Annotated in this window: 15 protein-coding genes, 1 rRNA gene and 1 pseudogene; 2 read left to right on the forward strand and 15 right to left on the reverse strand. The window is 45.1% G+C overall.

The annotated features are described in order from the left end of the window. The 4 genes from ACE41H_RS07655 to pcrB all read right to left on the reverse strand — a co-directional run. Positions 1 to 351: ribosomal RNA gene (locus tag ACE41H_RS07655) — 16S ribosomal RNA — on the reverse strand; the annotation flags it as partial. 422 nt (positions 352 to 773) lie between these two features. Continuing rightward, positions 774 to 2,789, reverse strand: a complete 2,016-nt coding sequence (gene ligA / locus ACE41H_RS07660) for an NAD-dependent DNA ligase LigA (protein ID WP_375354523.1) — start codon at positions 2,787 to 2,789, stop codon at positions 774 to 776. 80 nt (positions 2,790 to 2,869) lie between these two features. Further along, entirely contained in the window at positions 2,870 to 5,191 is a 2,322-nt protein-coding gene (gene pcrA / locus ACE41H_RS07665; RefSeq protein WP_375354524.1) for a DNA helicase PcrA, read from the reverse strand. 26 nt (positions 5,192 to 5,217) lie between these two features. Next, positions 5,218 to 5,907: a heptaprenylglyceryl phosphate synthase gene (gene pcrB, locus ACE41H_RS07670; protein WP_375354789.1), complete on the reverse strand. Its 690-nt coding sequence runs from the start codon at positions 5,905 to 5,907 to the stop codon at positions 5,218 to 5,220. A gap of 508 nt (positions 5,908 to 6,415) precedes the next feature. On the opposite strand from pcrB, the gene ACE41H_RS07675 reads away from it, so the two are divergent. Beyond that, complete coding sequence (locus ACE41H_RS07675) at positions 6,416 to 7,255, forward strand: stalk domain-containing protein (RefSeq protein WP_375354525.1); 840 nt, start codon at positions 6,416 to 6,418, stop codon at positions 7,253 to 7,255. 375 nt (positions 7,256 to 7,630) lie between these two features. Here the strand turns inward: ACE41H_RS07675 and ACE41H_RS07680 are convergent, their stop codons facing one another. The 3 genes from ACE41H_RS07680 to ACE41H_RS07690 all read right to left on the reverse strand — a co-directional run bounded on the left by ACE41H_RS07680 (position 7,631) and on the right by ACE41H_RS07690 (position 10,276). Further along, the gene (locus ACE41H_RS07680) at positions 7,631 to 9,031 is read right to left on the reverse strand and encodes an undecaprenyl-phosphate glucose phosphotransferase (RefSeq protein WP_375354526.1); all 1,401 of its coding nucleotides are present in this window, start codon (positions 9,029 to 9,031) and stop codon (positions 7,631 to 7,633) included. Then, positions 9,028 to 9,939, reverse strand: coding sequence for a glycosyltransferase family 2 protein (locus ACE41H_RS07685; protein ID WP_375354527.1), 912 nt, complete (start codon positions 9,937 to 9,939; stop codon positions 9,028 to 9,030). Before ACE41H_RS07685 ends, ACE41H_RS07680 begins: the two co-directional genes overlap by 4 nt. A 244-nt stretch (positions 9,940 to 10,183) precedes the next feature. Next, the gene (locus ACE41H_RS07690) at positions 10,184 to 10,276 is read right to left on the reverse strand and encodes a putative holin-like toxin (RefSeq protein WP_375354528.1); all 93 of its coding nucleotides are present in this window, start codon (positions 10,274 to 10,276) and stop codon (positions 10,184 to 10,186) included. A 289-nt stretch (positions 10,277 to 10,565) separates the two neighbouring features. Here ACE41H_RS07690 and ACE41H_RS07695 point away from each other — a divergent pair, with 289 nt between their 5' ends. Further along, positions 10,566 to 11,330, forward strand: coding sequence for a class I SAM-dependent methyltransferase (locus tag ACE41H_RS07695; RefSeq protein WP_375354529.1), 765 nt, complete (start codon positions 10,566 to 10,568; stop codon positions 11,328 to 11,330). A gap of 77 nt (positions 11,331 to 11,407) precedes the next feature. On the opposite strand, the gene ACE41H_RS07700 is transcribed toward ACE41H_RS07695, so the two are convergent. From ACE41H_RS07700 to ACE41H_RS07735, 8 genes and pseudogenes are all read right to left on the reverse strand, one after another. Continuing rightward, the gene (locus ACE41H_RS07700) at positions 11,408 to 12,361 is read right to left on the reverse strand and encodes a glycosyltransferase family 2 protein (protein ID WP_375354531.1); all 954 of its coding nucleotides are present in this window, start codon (positions 12,359 to 12,361) and stop codon (positions 11,408 to 11,410) included. 116 nt (positions 12,362 to 12,477) lie between these two features. Continuing rightward, positions 12,478 to 13,356 (reverse strand): dTDP-4-dehydrorhamnose reductase, encoded by an 879-nt coding sequence (gene rfbD, locus ACE41H_RS07705; protein ID WP_375354532.1) that lies wholly within the window; start codon positions 13,354 to 13,356, stop codon positions 12,478 to 12,480. A gap of 2 nt (positions 13,357 to 13,358) precedes the next feature. Beyond that, positions 13,359 to 14,378 (reverse strand): dTDP-glucose 4,6-dehydratase, encoded by a 1,020-nt coding sequence (gene rfbB / locus ACE41H_RS07710; RefSeq protein ID WP_375354534.1) that lies wholly within the window; start codon positions 14,376 to 14,378, stop codon positions 13,359 to 13,361. 30 nt (positions 14,379 to 14,408) lie between these two features. Next, complete coding sequence (rfbC, locus tag ACE41H_RS07715) at positions 14,409 to 14,957, reverse strand: dTDP-4-dehydrorhamnose 3,5-epimerase (protein ID WP_375354536.1); 549 nt, start codon at positions 14,955 to 14,957, stop codon at positions 14,409 to 14,411. An 18-nt stretch (positions 14,958 to 14,975) separates the two neighbouring features. Beyond that, entirely contained in the window at positions 14,976 to 15,719 is a 744-nt protein-coding gene (locus ACE41H_RS07720; RefSeq protein WP_375354538.1) for a sugar phosphate nucleotidyltransferase, read from the reverse strand. A 163-nt stretch (positions 15,720 to 15,882) separates the two neighbouring features. Next, positions 15,883 to 17,001, reverse strand: coding sequence for an acyltransferase family protein (locus ACE41H_RS07725; RefSeq protein ID WP_375354540.1), 1,119 nt, complete (start codon positions 16,999 to 17,001; stop codon positions 15,883 to 15,885). Between the two features lie 97 nt (positions 17,002 to 17,098). Next, positions 17,099 to 18,205, reverse strand: a complete 1,107-nt coding sequence (locus ACE41H_RS07730; protein ID WP_375354542.1) for an acyltransferase family protein — start codon at positions 18,203 to 18,205, stop codon at positions 17,099 to 17,101. A gap of 290 nt (positions 18,206 to 18,495) precedes the next feature. Next, positions 18,496 to 18,612, reverse strand: a pseudogene (locus ACE41H_RS07735) (transposase); the annotation flags it as partial. Positions 18,613 to 18,772 lie beyond the last annotated feature (160 nt).

Raw genomic sequence — 18,772 nt, forward strand, 5'->3', positions numbered from 1 at the left:
GAGTCTGGGCCGTGTCTCAGTCCCAGTGTGGCCGATCACCCTCTCAGGTCGGCTACGCATCGTCGCCTTGGTAGGCCATTACCCAACCAACTAGCTAATGCGCCGCAGGCCCATCCTCAAGTGACAGATTGCTCCGTCTTTCATCATGCTGCCATGCAGTAGCATGAATTATCCGGTATTAGCTACCGTTTCCGGTAGTTATCCCAGACTTCAGGGCAGGTTGCCTACGTGTTACTCACCCGTCCGCCGCTAACCTTCGAAGAAGCAAGCTTCTTCTCAAGTCCGCTCGACTTGCATGTATTAGGCACGCCGCCAGCGTTCGTCCTGAGCCAGGATCAAACTCTCCAATAAAGATGTTACACAGTAACATCGACCTCACCGGATTTGGATTCCACTCAACTGAGTGAATCAAATTGGGTGAGTCTATTGCAAAAGCGATTAAGCTCATTTGAATCTGACGAGATTAATATCTCATTGATTTGCATCATCCATTTGTTCAGTTTTCAAAGAACTTGTCCATCCAGCCATCAATGCTGGACAGGAGTTTTACTATATCAAACATCCACTTCTCTTGTCAACATCTTTTTTGATACTTCTTTAAACTTTGCAGATTCATTGAAACATCAGTCAGAAGCGACATAAAATAATGTACCACGTTTTCATTCACATAGCAAGCATTATTTTAATTTCTAAGACTTGCAGCTTCATCCGATTCCGCGTTGTATAGAAAAGCAGCCTGTCCAGCAGGACAGACTACTTTAATATCATGGCCACTATTCAAGATCAAGCAGCTTCAAGAACTCTTCTTCACTCTCTATCGTGTCTATGCCCAACTGCTTTGCTTTGGCCAGTTTGCTGCCGGCCTTTTCTCCTGCGATGACAAGGTCCGTTTTCTTGGAAACAGAGCCTGTCACATTAGCACCTAGCGCCTGCAGCCGCTCCGTCGCCTCATCACGGGTTAACTGATGCAGTGTCCCTGTAAGAACAACCGTTTTCCCACTAAAGAAGCCGTCTGTCTTCATGGCTGTCGGCTCAGCAGGGGCTTGGGCCTGTACGCCCAAGGAGAGCATTTTATCAATAGAAGCTCGTGTGAACGGATCGGCAAAAAACGCTACAATGCTCTCAGCCACAATTCCCCCTACATCCGGGAGCTCGATCAGTTCTTCGACGGTGGCATTCATAATTTTGTGCAAATCACGGAAGTGATCCGCAAGCATACGAGTGGTCGCTTTGCCGGTATTCGGGATACCAAGCGCATAGAGGAAAGAGGCCAAATCCCTCTCCTTGCTCTTATTTATCGCATCAAGCAGATTGTTCGCCTTTTTCTCTCCAAAACGCTCCAGCTTCACCAACTGCTCGAATTCCAGGCTATACAGATCCGCCGGCTCCCTCACATCCAGCTCATCATGCAGTTGAATGGCGGTTTTGTCGCTGAACGTTTCAATGTCCATTGCATCCCTGGATGCGAAATGGGAAATCCTTGCCACGATTTGCGGTTTACAGCCTAATTTGTTGTCACAGAACAGATGAGCCCCACGCTGCTCCAGCGGAAATCCGCAGGCCGGACAATGATCCGGGAAAACAATCTCTTCGCCGTCCTTTTCCTCGGTCACCTTACCCAGAATTTCAGGAATGACATCATTCGAGCGGCGGATAAACACACGGCTGCCCAAAGCAAATTTAAGATTCTTCCGCTCGATATCCCCGGCGTTATTTAATGTGCAGTTCTGGACCGTAACACCGGCAAGCTCAACCGGCTCCACTTTGGCAAGCGGCGTGATTTTTCCCGTTCGCCCAACGTTCCAAACCACCGCGTTCAATACGGTTGTCGTTTCTTCCGCTTCAAATTTATAAGCTACAGACCAACGTGGAAACTTGTCCGTATAACCAAGAACTTCCCGTGTGCGCATATCCGTAATTTTGACGACTGCCCCATCAATAAGATAATCCAGCTTGGAACGGTTAGCCTCAATCTCTGCCAGTTGCTCCATTACATCATCAAACTCTTCAAAATACGTTACATACGGATTGACCTTGAAATGATTTTCACGGAGAAAATCCATCATCTCCTGGTGATTGGCAAAACGGATACCATCGGCATAACCGACGTTATAGAAAAAAGCACTTAGCTTCCGCTCGGCAGTCACTTTCGGATTCAGGTTGCGCAGGGCCCCTGCGGCTGCGTTGCGGGCATTTTTCAACGGTTCGACAGCTGTTTCATTATACTTGGCGAGCACTGACAGATTCATGATGCCCTCGCCCTGCACCTCAATCGTTCCATTGGTGAAAGGAATTTGCAGCGGAACCGATTTAATCGTCTTGATCTGGGGAAGAATCCCTTCTCCCACAACCCCATTGCCTCTCGTGGCCGCCTGAACCAGCTTGCCGTCCGTATACGTGAGATTGAGCGTCAAACCGTCAAACTTCAGCTCCAGTGCATAGCCGAGCGGCGGGAGAGGATTATCCGGATTCTTCGTATTATAATCATTCACCAGCTTGACTGCTCTGGCGTTCCATGAACGCAGCTGCTCGGGATTTTGCGCTTTATCAAGACTCCACAGGGGCGCCAGATGGCGATGTGGTGTAAAGCCCTTTAGTATCTCTCCGCCGACGCGTTGTGTCGGGGAATCCGGCAGCACAATGCCGCTTTCCTGCTCAAGTGCGACAAGCTGGTCGTATAGAGCATCATACTCTTTATCACTGACCACAGACTCATCCAGGGTGTAATAATGATAGTTATACCGGTTCAGCTCCGCTACGAGCTCTTCCATCTTGTGCATCGAATCCATGCAGGGCGATCCCTCCGTAATAAAATCTATCGACGTAAATCAAGCACCACAGACCGCGTTAAGCGGAAGTTTTGCTGCGATTATTCCACCTTGGTAATTGGAGCAAAACCAGCAAGCAACCGTTTAACTCCTACTGGAGCCGGAAAGGCAATCTGCAGCTCCATATCATTCCCTGTTCCTTTTACAGCTACAATGGTGCCCGTACCCCACTTGCCGTGCTGCACTTTGTCACCAGCTGCGAACGAGCCGCCATCCCCTGCCGGCTTCGGTGCAGCCGCCGGTGTGGATACCGTGACTCGCGATGTTGAAGATGCAGCAGAGGCTGTGGAGCCACTGCGGCTCATCGCATCCAGTGAACGGCCGCCGCCGAAATTACCGCCGCCGTTGGAGCCAAACCCACGGCTTCCGTAGGAGCCACCAACATTGCCGCCGCGCCGGTATCGGTCACGTGCCACCATGGTGTCCTCCTTGAGCTCCTCCGGAATCTCATCAAGGAAGCGTGATGGCGGATTGGCTGTAGTGCGACCGAATAAGGTGCGCATCTGCGCACAGGACAGAAAAAGCTGCTGCTCTGCACGGGTAATCCCTACATAGGCAAGACGCCGCTCCTCCTCCAGCTCTTCATTATCGAGGAAGGCCCGGCTATGCGGAAATACCCCTTCCTCCATCCCTACAATGAATACGATCGGGAACTCCAGACCTTTCGCGCTGTGCATCGTCATCAGTGTAACCGCATCCTGCTGTTCCTCATCCGCATCATTCATGCTGTCGATATCCGCGATCAGAGCAAGATCGGTCAGGAAGGAGACCAGTGATTTATCCTCATTATTTTTCTCAAATTCCATTGTTACCGACAGAAACTCATCAATATTCTCCAGCCGGGAACGGGATTCGAGCGTATTTTCGTTTTGCAGCTCAAGCCGATATTGCGACATTTCCAGCACTTTTTCCGTCAATTCGGTAACAGACAGATATTCCACCATCCGGTTCAACGCCTCGATCATATCGTAAAATTCGACCAGCGCATTCCGGGTACGGCCCGCAAATCCCAGATCATCCACAACCTGCAGCACACGGAAAATGGAGATTCCCCGCTCAGCCGCAGCCGCAGCCAGTTTGGCCACCGTCGTATCGCCTATGCTTCTTTTAGGGACATTAATAATTCGTGTTAGACTGATATCATCATCAGGGTTTGACAGCAGCCGCAGATAGGCTAAAATATCCTTGATCTCTTTACGATCGTAGAACTTGATGCCACCCACGATCTGGTACGGGATATCCGACTTGATCAATATTTCCTCGACTACCCGTGACTGGGCGTTAGTTCGGTATAATATCGCATGATGGCTGTAGGACTTGCCTGCCTTGACATTCTTCAAAATCTCGGAAGCAACGAAATAACCTTCGTCATGCTCGGAATCCCCACGGAATACCTTGATTTTGGCGCCGCCTTCCTTATCGGTCCACAGTTTCTTCGGTTTTCGTCCGCTGTTCTGCGCAATGACCTCATTGGCCGCATTCAGGATATTGGAGGTCGAGCGGTAATTCTGCTCAAGCAAAATGGTACGCGCTTCCGGATAGTCTTCCTCAAAATTCATAATATTGCTGATATCAGCCCCTCGCCAGCGGTAAATCGACTGGTCGCTGTCACCCACCACACAGATGCGGTGATGCTTGTCCGCCAGCATGCGTGTCAGCATGTACTGGGCACGGTTCGTGTCCTGATACTCATCAACGTGAATATATTGAAACTTTTTCTGATAAAAATCGAGCACTTCCGGCACTTCTTTAAAAAGCTGAATCGTCACCATGATCAAATCATCGAAATCAAGGGAGTTATTGCTCTTCAGACGCTTCTGGTACATGGTATATACTTTCGCCACTATGCCTTCAAAATAGTCCCCGATCTTGCGTTCATACATTTCCGGTGTTACCAGTTCGTTCTTCGCGGTGCTGATCATGGACTGCACGGCCTTGGGTTCGAATTTCTTCGTATCAATGTTCAAATCCTTCATGCAGTTGCGGATAACCGACAGCTGGTCGGTTGAATCCAGGATACTGAAATTAGAGGTAAACCCGATCCGGTCAATATCCCGCCGCAAAATCCGCACACACATGGAGTGGAAGGTGGATACCCAAATGTCGCGGCCTTCCGTCCCCACCAGCTTGGACACCCGCTCCTGCATCTCCCGGGCCGCCTTATTGGTAAATGTAATGGCAAGAATTCCCCATGGTGGTGTTTTGCGGGTAGCGATTAGATAAGCAATCCGGTGTGTCAGCACACGGGTTTTGCCGCTGCCTGCCCCTGCCATAATGAGCAAGGGACCTTCCGTCGCCTCCACCGCTTGCCGCTGCTGCGGGTTTAAGCGGGCGACCGCATCATGTATATTTATCGGCTGCATAAATGCATGCTCCTCCCCGTAATTTTTTATTTGTAATGAACTGCTTCGACAGTCTCGAGAGCTTTTGTCAAATGATCATAAATAATGTTGCCTACGACAATCGTATCGCTGACGGAAGCTGCCTGCGCTGCCGTCTGCGCATCGCGGATGCCGCCTCCGTAAAAGACCCGCGCCTCCCCGGAAGCACGCCTCACCTGCTCGACAAGCTGCAGATCTCCAAAGGTACCGCTATATTCCACATAAATAATCGGCAGCTTCATCAGCTTGCTGCCCACATGGGCACAGGCCTCCGCCGCAGCGGGACTTAATCCCGTCTCTGCTTGGGTCAGCTTCGCAACCGTTGAATCCGGGTTCAGCACGATATACCCCTCGGGGACAAGCGTCTCCCAGGGAATCAGGTAGCTATAACGCTCAATGGCCTGGCGGTGGCGCCCCGTTGTCCATGCACTGTCTGCTGTATTAAGCACCATCGGGATCATATACAGGTCAAAGCCCGGAACCACCGCTTCAAGATCGGACACCTCCAGCACACACGGCAATTCATAACGCCGGACTCGGGACATCAAATCCACTGTATTTTCATACGTAACACCGGACGATCCCCCGATCATAATCGCGTCCGTACCTGACATGCACACCGCTTCAAGCGCGTCGTCTGCCAATTCCCGCTCAGGGTCCAATTTGAAAACATGCCTCCAAGGCTTTACCGCATCCATCAAAGTTCATTCCTCCAGCAATTATCACATTTTGTCCACCCGCCGGACACGGCAAAAAGGGCCTGCCGCCGCGGTTGCGTATTCCTTACGTTCGCGGGCAGGCGCCCTTTATTTCAGCCTTTCATCTCAGGCAGCAAAAAGCATCTATGCTAAGTCTATGCCAGCACGCAATAGGTGTCAACGTTCGTATGGGAGGGGAACAGATTTTCAGCTGCGTTTCCGGTTACAAAATTGGAAGCGAGGGTTACAAACCTTTTTCTGGAAAGTAGATTCGAGGTCTTTTACGATAGTTCTAAGCACAATTTCCGGCTATCGACAGTAATGCTCACTCAATCAATAAGACAATCGGCGCTTTCTTAAGATGATAGAATTTATAAGTTTTCAGCGGAGCTGAACAATTCTATCATCGCAAGAAAAACTTCCGCTAAACGCGGTCTGTTTTCTGTGAATGTACGTCGATAGACGTTTTTCTTATTAAATTAACTATTAACGAAAGGAAATATTAAGCATGCAAAACATTAAGCAGCTTTCTTGCACATTACTCCTCGCCCTAGTCTCAGTCGGAACAACAGCAGCCGCGGCAGATACACCCTCTCTCAAATTAATTGAAGAAGATGGAACTGAAATCATCACGGAGCTGCCTCCGCAAATTGTGAATGGCCATGTCATGATTCCCCTCAGAACGGCAGCCAAGCTATGGGGAAAAAACATTAAATATGATGGAAAGGCAGGAGTGGTAGAAGTTTCAGACCGCATGAAGGTGATATGGGAGGATAAAAGCAAAGGCATCAAGCTCAGCGGATCCCTTAGAGAGAATGGTATGTACGAACGAATAAGGATCTCAACACCGTCCTTTAGCCGTAATCTTTCTATTGAGAGTTTCAACGGTCGCGATCCTCAAGTGATCACAGCCGATTTAACAGGCGACGGTGAGGAAGAGATCATCGTGATTACAAATATCGGATATGGAACGGGATTGAGTCTTTCGGATCTGGTCGTCCTGGATGCACACGGAGAGATTATTCTTCATGAAGATCCCCTTATTGCTATGATGAAGCAGTTTACCGGGCGCGTCACAGAGCAAGAGATTGAGGTTAACCTGAATGGAAAAGTGACTAAAATCTCGAAAACCCAAATCGAAGCCGAACCGTCCCATCTTTTTGGCCCCGGAATAGGAAGCATTCTCTACTACTCCGTTGAAAATAACACACTGCACGCACGGGCAGCCATTCAAATTTCCCCTGCTGAGTTTATCGGAGATCTTCAGGCGAGCTATGTCTATAAAAACGGGATTTTACAGACAGGCCAAGCTTCGTTTGAACCTTATCCGGAATATCAGAGCAATTAAGCTCGCTTCCTATCTGTCCAGGCCAAGTCTGTAATGCAGCTGCTGCCTGAAATTTGTGCATAAATGTGAAGACATATAAACATCCTGTTAATAAATTGTGGGTAAACGTGGATATCCTGTGGACTAAAAAAGGTTTTTCTGTGGGTAAATATGAACAAATTGTTGATAAACTGTGGATTTATGTGGATAAAGTATCTACCAACCTTATTTTTGTGAATAACTTTTTATAGAGAGTAAGGTTGCTCGATCTCTGTTATGTGCACAACTTGTGGCAAGGCAGACTGGCTGAATGATTAAGAGTCGAGGACAGCTTCATTCTTGCGCATTATACAAAAAGGGCCCCCAGGTTCATAGACCTTATTGGGGACCCTTTTTTCAGTAGGCGTTTTTGAAACCGTTGCGGATCGTACGGAAAATGATTTTAATATCAAATAAGAGTGACCAATTCTCAATATAGAAAATATCATGCTTGATGCGTTCCTCAATGGAAGTGTCCCCACGCAGCCCGTTGCTTTGCGCCCAACCGGTAATGCCTGGCCGCACATGGTGCTTAACCATATATTTTGGGATTTCCTCCCGGAATTGATCCACAAAATATGGACGCTCCGGCCGCGGACCAACGACGCTCATGTGCCCGAGCAGCACATTGAAAAACTGCGGCAGCTCGTCGAGACTGGTGCGGCGGATAAAGGTACCAAACTTTGTCCGCCGCGGGTCATCTTTGGTGGACCATCCCGTATCCTCCGTTCCCGGAGGGAGTTCCTTCATCGAGCGGAATTTATACATATAAAATGTACGCCGGTTCAGCCCCACACGCTCCTGCTTGAAAATAACCGGCCCTGGTGAAGTCAGCCTCACCCCGACCGTCACAGCCAACATCACCGGAGAGGTCAGAATAATCGCAGCCAATGAAAAAACGATATCAAACGTGCGCTTGAACAGCCTGTTGGCCGCCACATCCAGCGGAATATCCCGGACATTGATCATCGGCATGCCAGCAAAATTATCAAAGTAAGGACGGGCGGGCAGGTAATCAAAAAAGTCCGGGATGATCATCGTGCGGACACCGGCTTTCTCGCACAGGTTGATGATCCTTGGATATTTATCATGCGCATCCAGCGGCAAGGCCAGTATGACCTCATCAATCATCAGGCGGTTCAGCGTCTCCTCCAACTCATTTAGCGTTCCCAGGATCGGGCGGTAATGCGCCGCTTCCTCCTCATCCCACTCCCGGTAATCGTCCAGGAAGCCGACAGCCTCATAACCCAGCTCCGGGTAATTTTTCAAGTTGTCATAAAACTGTCGACCCAGCGATCCTGCACCGAGAATCAATATGAACTGTTTATTGTAGCCCTTCTGGCGGATTGCTTTCAGAATTCTTTTCACATAATAACGGTACAGCAGGATAAAAAATACGTTGCCTACCATATACATGGCAAGGTAGGATCTTGAAATATCAACTTGTTTAACAAAAAACATAACACTCAAAAGAACGAACAGGCCGACGAAGTGTGTCTGTACAATCTTGATCACATCGTCGACAAACCTTTTCTTGCGGGTCGTCGTATACAACCCCACCATAATGCCGATACTGATGGCGATCATTCCATAAATCAGGCTCCATCCCCAGTATACTTCCAGGGGAAGCGGCTCTACATGGGAAATCCACCCGCTCTCAAACTTGAGAAACCAGGCCAGCAGAAAAGACAGTTGGATAACCGCCATATCAGCCAATATATAGAGTTGGGTTAAATACCGCTGATTTCTGCGAATCATGCTTTCACCTCAGTACGGGATTCTTCACTGCGTCCATCCGGTCTGGACGGAGGCGTCAATTTATTTTGAACAAGGGCCATAAGGAATTTCAGCGTGATGCCCATATAAACCGCCGTATTCGTAATCATACTATATTTCTTGAAGTAGTGCTTGCGGTGAAATACCCACATCGCTCTATGAAACTCATAAATAATTTTCAAAGGCCGGCGGCGTGCACTGCCTCCTTTGACATGAACAATATATGTGCGCGGGTAGTAGTAAATACCCCAGCCTGCTTCCTTGATACGGTAACACCAGTCGATATCTTCGCCATACATAAAGAAGGTCTCATCCAGCCCCCCGACCTGATCGATGGCTTCGCGCCGGACCAGCATAAAAGCGCCGACCAGCACATCTACAGGATATTCATTATCCGGATCCAGATGACCGAGCTGATACTGGTTGTATTTCGGATCGTTCGGAAAACGCTTGGAAAAACCGAATGCATAATAAAAGGATGCCGAAGGCGTAGGAAATCCACGCTTGCACGCTTTATCGAGCGAACCGTCGGGTAATATTACTTTACAGCCGGCGGCTCCCAGTTCAGGGCGGCGATCCATCAGCCCAATCATAGTCTCAAGCGTATCCGGCTGTACAATGGTATCGGAGTTCAGCAACAGTATATAACGGCCCTGCGCCGCTTTAATTCCCTGATTATTTGCTTTGGCAAAGCCCGTATTTTCCTGGTTGGCGATGACCGTTACTTGCGGATACCGCTCCCGTATCGCTTCGACGGAGCCGTCGACGGAATGATTGTCAATAACAATCACTTCGTAGCGGTACTGCGTACGGGAAGCAAACACGGACTGCAAGCAATCCAGGGTCAGACGCTGCGTGTTGTAGTTGACGATCAGAATGCTTACATCCATGATGGGTGCTCTCCTGACAAAAATAGAAATCTAACGTCATTATAGCACATATCTTGGCCTTAGAGCGCTAAAAAAGGCTTGTACAGGTACAATCGCCTGTTGAGGATTGAAAACCTTCGTGGTAAGATGTTTATGGAAAAAAGGACCGGTGGCAGCCGGTCCAGCGCACAACCGCCGAGTGCAAGAGCGGGCGGCTTCAAAATCAATAAGGACCGAAAATAGACCATTCCTGCTACAAGGCGGTCTATTTTCGTCTATCCGAAAACAACAGTGTGACGACAAACGCGCCGAACGTCAGCATCAGGCTGAGCGCTTCATACACTGTCACTGGCTCCACCCCCTGTCAGGGAAGATAGCCGACCGCCCTTGCAAGCTTAGATTTGGTTGTGCTAACTCCATTGTACTATATTTTTCCAAAAAAGAACATGTATTCGTTGTGTTCTGCCCAGAAATTTACCAATCTTTCTTTTACGAATTTAGACGAGTGTAATCCGAGAAAGTTGCAGCTAAAGTGTTACTTTCGTGTACATACCTCCAAATTCATTTAAGAAAATATTCCCTATGTGTGGTATAATATTTCCATTCGTTAATCAAAAAAATGTACGTGTCTAAATCAGGGGGATCCGATGAGCACAAAAATTACAAAGGAAAAAGATTTTCACAACCAGGTGTTTGACGGTGATAATACCGCCAGAGAAATAGCGAACGAAAAATTTTACTCCATTACAGAGTCGCTTATCAACTTTTATAGGGAAAAGCTGCTCGCCTCTCACAAAGACAAGCAGGTTTTGGAATATGGGTGCGGACTCAGTGCTTATTCATACTTTTTAGCCCGAGAAGGCGCAGCCTTTGTCAGAGGTATTGATATATCGGATGTTGCCGTTGAGAAAGCAAACGCTAAGGCAGAACAAGAAGGTTTAGCCCATAAAATGGAGTTCCTTGTTATGGATGCTGAGAAACTGGAGTTCCCCGATAATACTTTTGATCTGATATGCGGTAATGGTATCCTTCACCACTTGGATCTACATAAATCTTACAGAGAATTGGCTAGAACAATTAAGCCTGATGGCAAGGCCATTTTCACTGAGCCGCTGGGACATAATCCGCTAATTAATTGGTATCGCAATCGGACACCCAATATCCGTACAGAGGACGAGCATCCACTTATGATGGATGATATCCAATTAGCTAGCCAATATTTTGGCAAGGTAGAAACACGTTATTTCTTTTTAGCTACTTTGGCGTTAAGTCCTTTTAGAAAAGCTAGATTCTTTAGAAACATGGTTTCTGCATGCGATGCTATAGACAGAGTTCTTTTTAAAGCCCTTCCTTTCTTGAGAAAGCACGCCTGGATGGTTGTAATGACGATGTCTGAACCCAAGAAAAAGTGAAAAATTATAGTTCAAAGTCTCACTAGAGAACAATTGCTTGTTCCTGTGAGACTTTTATACTTTAGAGATACGAAATCTTAAAGCTTTCTCGCTATAAAAACAATTCGATAAATTAAATCATCCAGAAAAGACTGTCTATAAAATGGAGTGTTTATCACGTAACGTACCCGCCTCAAAGCTCCTCCGTTATGTTTATTCAGAAACTCGGACAAATCTTTGTAATAAGCAGGATCTAATTTTTTACCGAAAGTACTTAAGAACTCATGAGCCTGCTTGCTCAGGATAAAGTGATTCTTGCCATTCACAAATCTGTTCAACCGCTTACGCCATTTACTTAACCAACCATCTGACGCCCCTCCCAAAACATTGCTTTGATGCTGCCGATACAGTATAGAAGGCTCCGGATCAAAAACGACCTCCCCAAATGAAGAAACACACAGATAAATCCACCAATCGTGCATGATGACATTGTTGATGTTGCGTGGCATGTTCCTTTTTACAAGCTCCAAGGTTTCTTTGTTTACTACAACAGTGCATCCAACACATACATTTTCAATAGAAGCATTATAGACAGACAAAGGTTTGCGGGGGGGCTCAGGCCAAACCTTTATGGGATTCAGATGCTCGTCCACCATTTGGGTAGTGGATGAATACATTAAAGGCTGGTCGTTTTTGCACTCTTGTAGCCTTTTGATTGCCTTGGCCAGTTTATCAGGCTTCCACACATCATCTTGATCACAAAAAGCGTAATAACTGATTTCAGGCCTGGATTTCTCGATAAGCTCGAAAAAACTTCGGATTACCCCTTGATTTTTCCCCTTTAGTATTTCAATCTGATTAGGATATAGTTTCTTGAATGCCTCCAACTTATGTACCGTTGAATCTGATGATCCGTCATCTCTCGCCAAAATTTGCACATGAACATCCTGTTGAGAAATCAAGCTTTGAAGCTGTTCCTCAATGTAGTTTTCACCGTTATATGTAGATAATAGAACTTGTATTTTTACCGGATCCAGTGGAATCCCCTCCACAAAGTATGATTGCTTCTAAAGTCTGGTCATTTGATCTCATTCATTATATCAGCTTTATGTAGCACATTCCTAAAATGAAAAATCCCCCATAAATATGGAGGATTTCACTCTTATTCTTATACTGTTTCTTGAGCTGACGCAAGCTCACTCAAAAAATCCTGCAAAGCTTCTCTCCAAGGCCTGAAATCCGTCAAGTCATTCACCCTTATGGATAAATGATCCATCACCGAGTTGGCCGGGCGCGGTGCAGGTCTCGGAAACTCATCAGTGGAACAAGGAAGCAGTTCTGCATTGATGCCAAGGTTCAGAATCTGATCTGCTTCCTCAAAAATGGCTTTGGTAAACTCATACCATGTGCATGAGCCGCTGCCAGATGCGTGGTAAATGCCATACTTCTCCGTCTCCATCAGCTCCAGCAAAAACCGGGCCAAATCTATTGTGTAAGTAGGAGAGCCTTTTTGATCATCAACCACTTTTAAAACCGGCTTTTCTTGTCCAAGCTTAAGCATCGTCTTCACAAAATTTTGACCATGAAGCCCGTATACCCACGAAGTCCGGACAATAAAGTAACGGGAAGACAGCGTCTGCACCAGCACCTCTCCCGCCCGTTTGGATTTACCGTAAACCGACTGCGGGTTGGTATTATCATACTCCTGATAGGGCTTAGCGGAGCTACCGTCAAAAACATAATCCGTCGAAATATAAATCAGCTTAGCACCGACCTTCTCTGCTGCCAGCGCCATATTACGGCTCCCTGCTGCGTTCACACGGTATGCGCTATCTACGTCAGTCTCCGCAGCGTCAACAGCAGTGTAAGCAGCGCAGTGAATAACAACATCAGGATTGTAGCTTTGAGTAATCTGGATGGATTGCCCCAAATTCGAAATATCCAGTGATTCCCGATCACAGGCCAGAACGCCATGACCATTTTCGGTCAAAACACGGACAACATCTCTACCGAGTTGACCCCCTGCTCCGGTCACAAGTACCTTCATCTTTACGCTTCCCCCATACGAGAACCGTATTGCTTAGCATAGTATTCCTGGTATGCACCGGATTGAATTCGCGTCCACCATTCCTTGTTATCCAAATACCAACGAATGGTTTCTTTGATGCCTGTTTCAAACGAATGCTTAGGCTTCCAGCCGAGCTCATTCATCGTTTTAGTTGGGTCAATGCCGTAACGACGGTCGTGACCCGGACGATCTTCTACATAGGCGATAAGCGATTCCGGCTTGCCCAGCTCTGACAGAATAGTTTTTACAATATGCACATTGGTGCGCTCGTTGTTGCCGCCAATGTTATATACTTCGCCAATCTTGCCTTGATGAATAACCAGATCAATTGCACTGCAGTGATCTTCTACGTACAACCAGTCACGAATATTCAAGCCGTCGCCGTATATAGGCAGCTGCTGATCACTCAACGCGCGGGAAATCATCAGCGGGATGAGCTTTTCAGGGAACTGGTATGGGCCATAGTTATTGGAACAGCGAGTAATATTCACTGGAAGCCCAAACGTCTCATGATAAGCGCGAACCAGCAGATCACCGCCTGCCTTGGAGGCCGAGTATGGGCTATTAGGTTGGAGTGGAGTTTCCTCCGTAAACAGACCCGTTTCGCCCAGTGTGCCGTACACCTCATCCGTAGATACTTGTACGAACTTGGTCACACCGTATTTTTTTGCTGCATCAAGCAGCACTTGTGTACCGAGCACATTCGTTTTCACAAACACTTCCGGCTCCAAAATACTGCGGTCCACATGGGATTCTGCCGCAAAGTTCACAACAACGTCGATTCCCTGCTGCATCAGTTGATCAATCGCTTGAGCATCGGTAATGTCCACTTTTATAAAAGTATGATTGGCATTGCCTTCAATCGATTTCAAATTTTCCAGGTTGCCCGCATACGTGAGCGCATCCACATTGACAATGTGGTAATCCGGATGCTGCTGCAGCATATACATGACAAAATTGCTGCCGATAAAGCCAGCCCCTCCAGTGACAAGAAGTTTCATGTGACCCTCCCCTGTTCTACATCTCCAACATTAATCAAAATTGATCTTGGCATCTGCCAACACAGGCAATTGCTTATCTTTTTCAGAAAGCACCGCTTTTGAAACCGGCCAGTCAATACCCAGAGCAGGATCACTCCATAATATTCCTCCATCATGCTCAGGAGAGTAGTATTCATCTACTTTATACATGACTTGCGTATGTGGAACCAGAGTGCAAAAGCCATGAGCAAAGCCTTTGGGGACAAGCAGCTGCCGATGATTATATTCGCTCAAGATTACACCCGTCCACTGACCAAATGTCGGTGAGCTTCTTCTGATATCCAATATGACGTCGTAGATGGCTCCCGACAATACCCGAACCAGTTTTGTTTGCGCCTTGGGGTTGGACTGATAATGAAGTCCACGGATGGTGCACGGTTCAGCAGAAAGGGATTGGTTATCTTGCACAAAATGATAATTCAATCCGTTGTTCTGTACGGTTTGCTCATTGTAGCTTTCCATAAAAAAACCGCGGTGGTCCCCATGTACCACAGGTTCCAATATCAACACCCCGGATAGATGAAGAGGTATCGTTTTCACTCTGTTGTTATCCCCCCATTATAATTTCAATTTCCCAAAATCATCACCATAAAGAGTATTTTGCGCCAACTCATTAGCTCTGGCAAGAGAAGCATGCGTACCTGCATCCGTCCACCAACCCTTGAGAATATCAAAAGTTAATGTCCCCTTATCAATATATGCATTATTGACATCCGTGATTTCTAATTCGCCCCGAGCCGACGGCTTAAGTGTTTTTATAATATCAAACACGGTAGGATCGAACATGTAAATACCGGTGACTGCATAATCGCTTTTAGGCTGCACTGGTTTTTCTTCAATTGATACAATCCGATCTCCCTGCATCTCTGCTACCCCAAAACGATGGGGATCATGCACCTTCTGCAGCAGCAGCTTGGCTCCGACAGCCTGTTGCCGGAAGTTTTCTACAAAAGGTGCTATATTGTCTTCAAACACATTGTCACCAAGGATTACCACCATCTGATCATTTCCGACAAAATGCCGCGCCAACCCGAGAGCTTGTGCAATCCCACCGGCTTCATCTTGGACCTTGTATGTAAAAGTTACTCCCATTTCCCGGCCACTTCCGAGTAGGCTGACAACGTCTCCCATATGTTCTTTGCCTGTTACAATCAGGATGTCATGAATGCCTGCCTGCTTCAATTTGTGGATAGCATGAAAAATCATAGGGTACTTTCCAACAGGCAGCAAATGTTTATTGGTTACTTTGGTTAATGGGAAAAGGCGAGATCCCGTCCCTCCTGCAAGAATAATACCCTTCATATAAATACATCATCTCCCTCACAGAATTAATCCTTTCGTCTTCTCACATAGGTGGATTAGATTCAAGGCACAAAAAAAATCTCAGCATCTTGAGCTAATGCCATACCACAAAGGAAATAATAATAGAGAATTTTCAATTTCATTCAAACTGAATAATCAACCCTTATTCATTAGGAATGCCCTTACTTAGAGCAGAATGACGAAAGGCCTTACTTTTTGAATCGTATTGTCCATGCCTCAATAGAAACTGTAAAGGTGTCTTAAGACGTGGCTCTATAACCAATGCCACTAAAGCAGACAGCGCAAGCGAAGCTATGATAGCGATAATAACGATAACCGGATCTGTAAAAACCTGCTGCAGTGCAGGATATTTTTGAAAAAGATATCTATCAGAGAAAGCTCGAACAAAAAAACCTAAATCCGCATGAAGAAGATATAATGTATAACTCATGGAACCTAAAGCAGTTACCAGTTTGCTAGGCAGAGAAATTTTATCGTGATAAGAAACCCAATAGACAATGGAAATAATTGTAGGTGCAAAAAGCAATGTTCCCAAGTCAGAGAATCCATAATTATATGCACCTGATATCCATGATTCAAAATTAGAAAGATGCTTCCAAATTAAGATGCTAGATAATATTAATCCAAGACTGGTAAAGGAAGTACTCTCTTTTTTACGTATTTGATATAACAAAATTCCTGCAATAAAGTGACCAGAAAACTCTGTCAGAAGATAATCAGATAAAAATTTATAATTGAAGAAAAATTGATTACATAAAGAAATAACCAGCCATACAGGAATAATTATATTTTTTTTCCTCTCCCAAACCTTAAAAATTATAAGAATAGTTACTAGTATATAGAATTTAACTTCAATTTGAAGTGTCCAGTAAACAGTCGTTAATAATTCTTGTCCAAACAGCTGAGGAAACAAGGTAAGGCTGGTGATCCAACGAACAAATACATCCTTCACTGAGACTCCTGGAAGTAAACTAGCTGTACCAGCTGTAATCAATGAACAGACTAATAAGGCAGGCATAATCCGCACAAAACGTGATTTTGCAAAATGACTAAAGCTTCTTCCCTCTGCTGAAACACTTATCACAAATCCACTAATTACAAAAAATACATCTACACCAAAATCGCCAAAATGCGTAATTGGGAATAACTGATTCTGGGGCCAATAACCCTGAAGAGGTCCTATGAAAAAATAATGATATAACACAACACTAACTGCTGCAAAAAATCTCAGTATATCAAGACCTTGAATACGAATTTTCATACAATTCCTCAATTCCACTTAAAATGTATGTCTTAGGTTCACAAAATTATGATAGGTCTGAATCATTCTTACAAAACAAATCTAAACAATTGCCCTATTAATACCTATCTCTTAATTGTAAAAAAGGCTTTTCAATACTTGAGTAAATTAAAGCTGATGTCGCCAATACTAGCGGAAACAGCACTAAAACTGATGTGAGAATCCCGTTTTTAAGAGGAGATAAAAATTCAAAAGAAAAGTACCAACCACGATGAACCAAAACAGTCAACACTATATAATGCGTCAGATAAATCGAATAACTCAGTTCTCCAATTTTCGCTAAAAATTTCTGTATAAAGTTATTATTTGTATTAAACAATTTAACATAAGATATTAGAAGTAAAGACCATACAATCCCCTCAATTGTTGGCCACAGTATCTTCCAAAATGCCTGAATCGGCCATCCGCCAAATATATTAAATAAATACAACATTCCAATAATTAAAAATATACTTGCAAACAATATATAATACCATAAACTCCTATTTATATTCCATTTTACATATACAAAAGCAGCAATCATTCCTATAATAAATTGATCCATTCTCCCAATAATAGTCCAATATGAGACATCTCGAATATTTGCTCCGAGAAGAAACGCAATCACCCTAATGATTATCATTAAAATTAATAGTTGTAACAGCTTCATAAAACCTTCTTTTTTCAAAAAGAGGAATAGAAAGGGGAACACAAGATAAAAAGTAAACTCCACTGAAATAGACCAAAACATTGAAGAAAAAGATTGTATGTTTAGAGCACCCGGCAAAGAAGAAAATAAAAATATACTTTGGATCATACCAATAAAATTAAAGTTTTCTGGATACAAATACGAGCCACAAATAATTAGAAAAATAAACAAAGGAAATATCCTTAAAATTCTATTGTACAGAAAACTTTTATAATTTATATCTCTATCTCTTTCTATAGATCCATAAGTTAGAATAAATCCACTTAGAACCATAAAAAGAGCAACAGCCGTATGTCCTTCAATAATAATTGATGATAGTGGGCTGCCTGCTCTTGCCCAGTAGTTTGGGGGTACATTCTCACCAAATGCCAACTTATTCGCTATCATTGGAACCCCGTGATAAACAAGTATAAGTATTGACGCAAAACCACGCAAATGATCCGCTGCAGGTAAGTAACTTATATTTTTACTTTTCATCTCCCAAGATGTCTCCTCAAACTCAATTATTGCTTTGTCCATTCACCGACAAGTAGTTCTTCATACATATTACATCAAAATCCGATGCCTTTCTCATTAGAATCTCTTTTACATTTTTGAACATCTTCTGATCTCACTTAAACAACCATCTGCTTAAAGCAGGTGGATTTTGACATGAATGTCGACGACAAAAGTCGTTTCGAGGAAGACGTCACGTTCTTCTCAAAATCCATACGCTAAGCGCACTGCAATCACCGACTAAAACTCGTCCTCTATCTTGAAGACTCGCTTTATTCCTCTGTAAACTGATTGGCGATATAGTTTCGTATCATTTCCTCTGACACGTAGCCCACTGTAGCACAAAAATAGCCACACGCCCAAAGATGCTGGCCCCAGTATTTCTTTTTTAAATATGGAAATCATCCCTAAATAAATCCAGACGATCTTCCTTTCAGATATTACACACTTTTACTTAACAACAGATGGATGTTCCTTCCCCGCAAGATTCCTATCCCCTTCGCATAGTTGCCTAATCAGATCTCGTGTTCTCACTGCCAGGGGACCTTT

Source organism: Paenibacillus enshidis (assembly GCF_042136365.1).
GTDB lineage: Bacteria > Bacillota > Bacilli > Paenibacillales > Paenibacillaceae > Paenibacillus > Paenibacillus enshidis.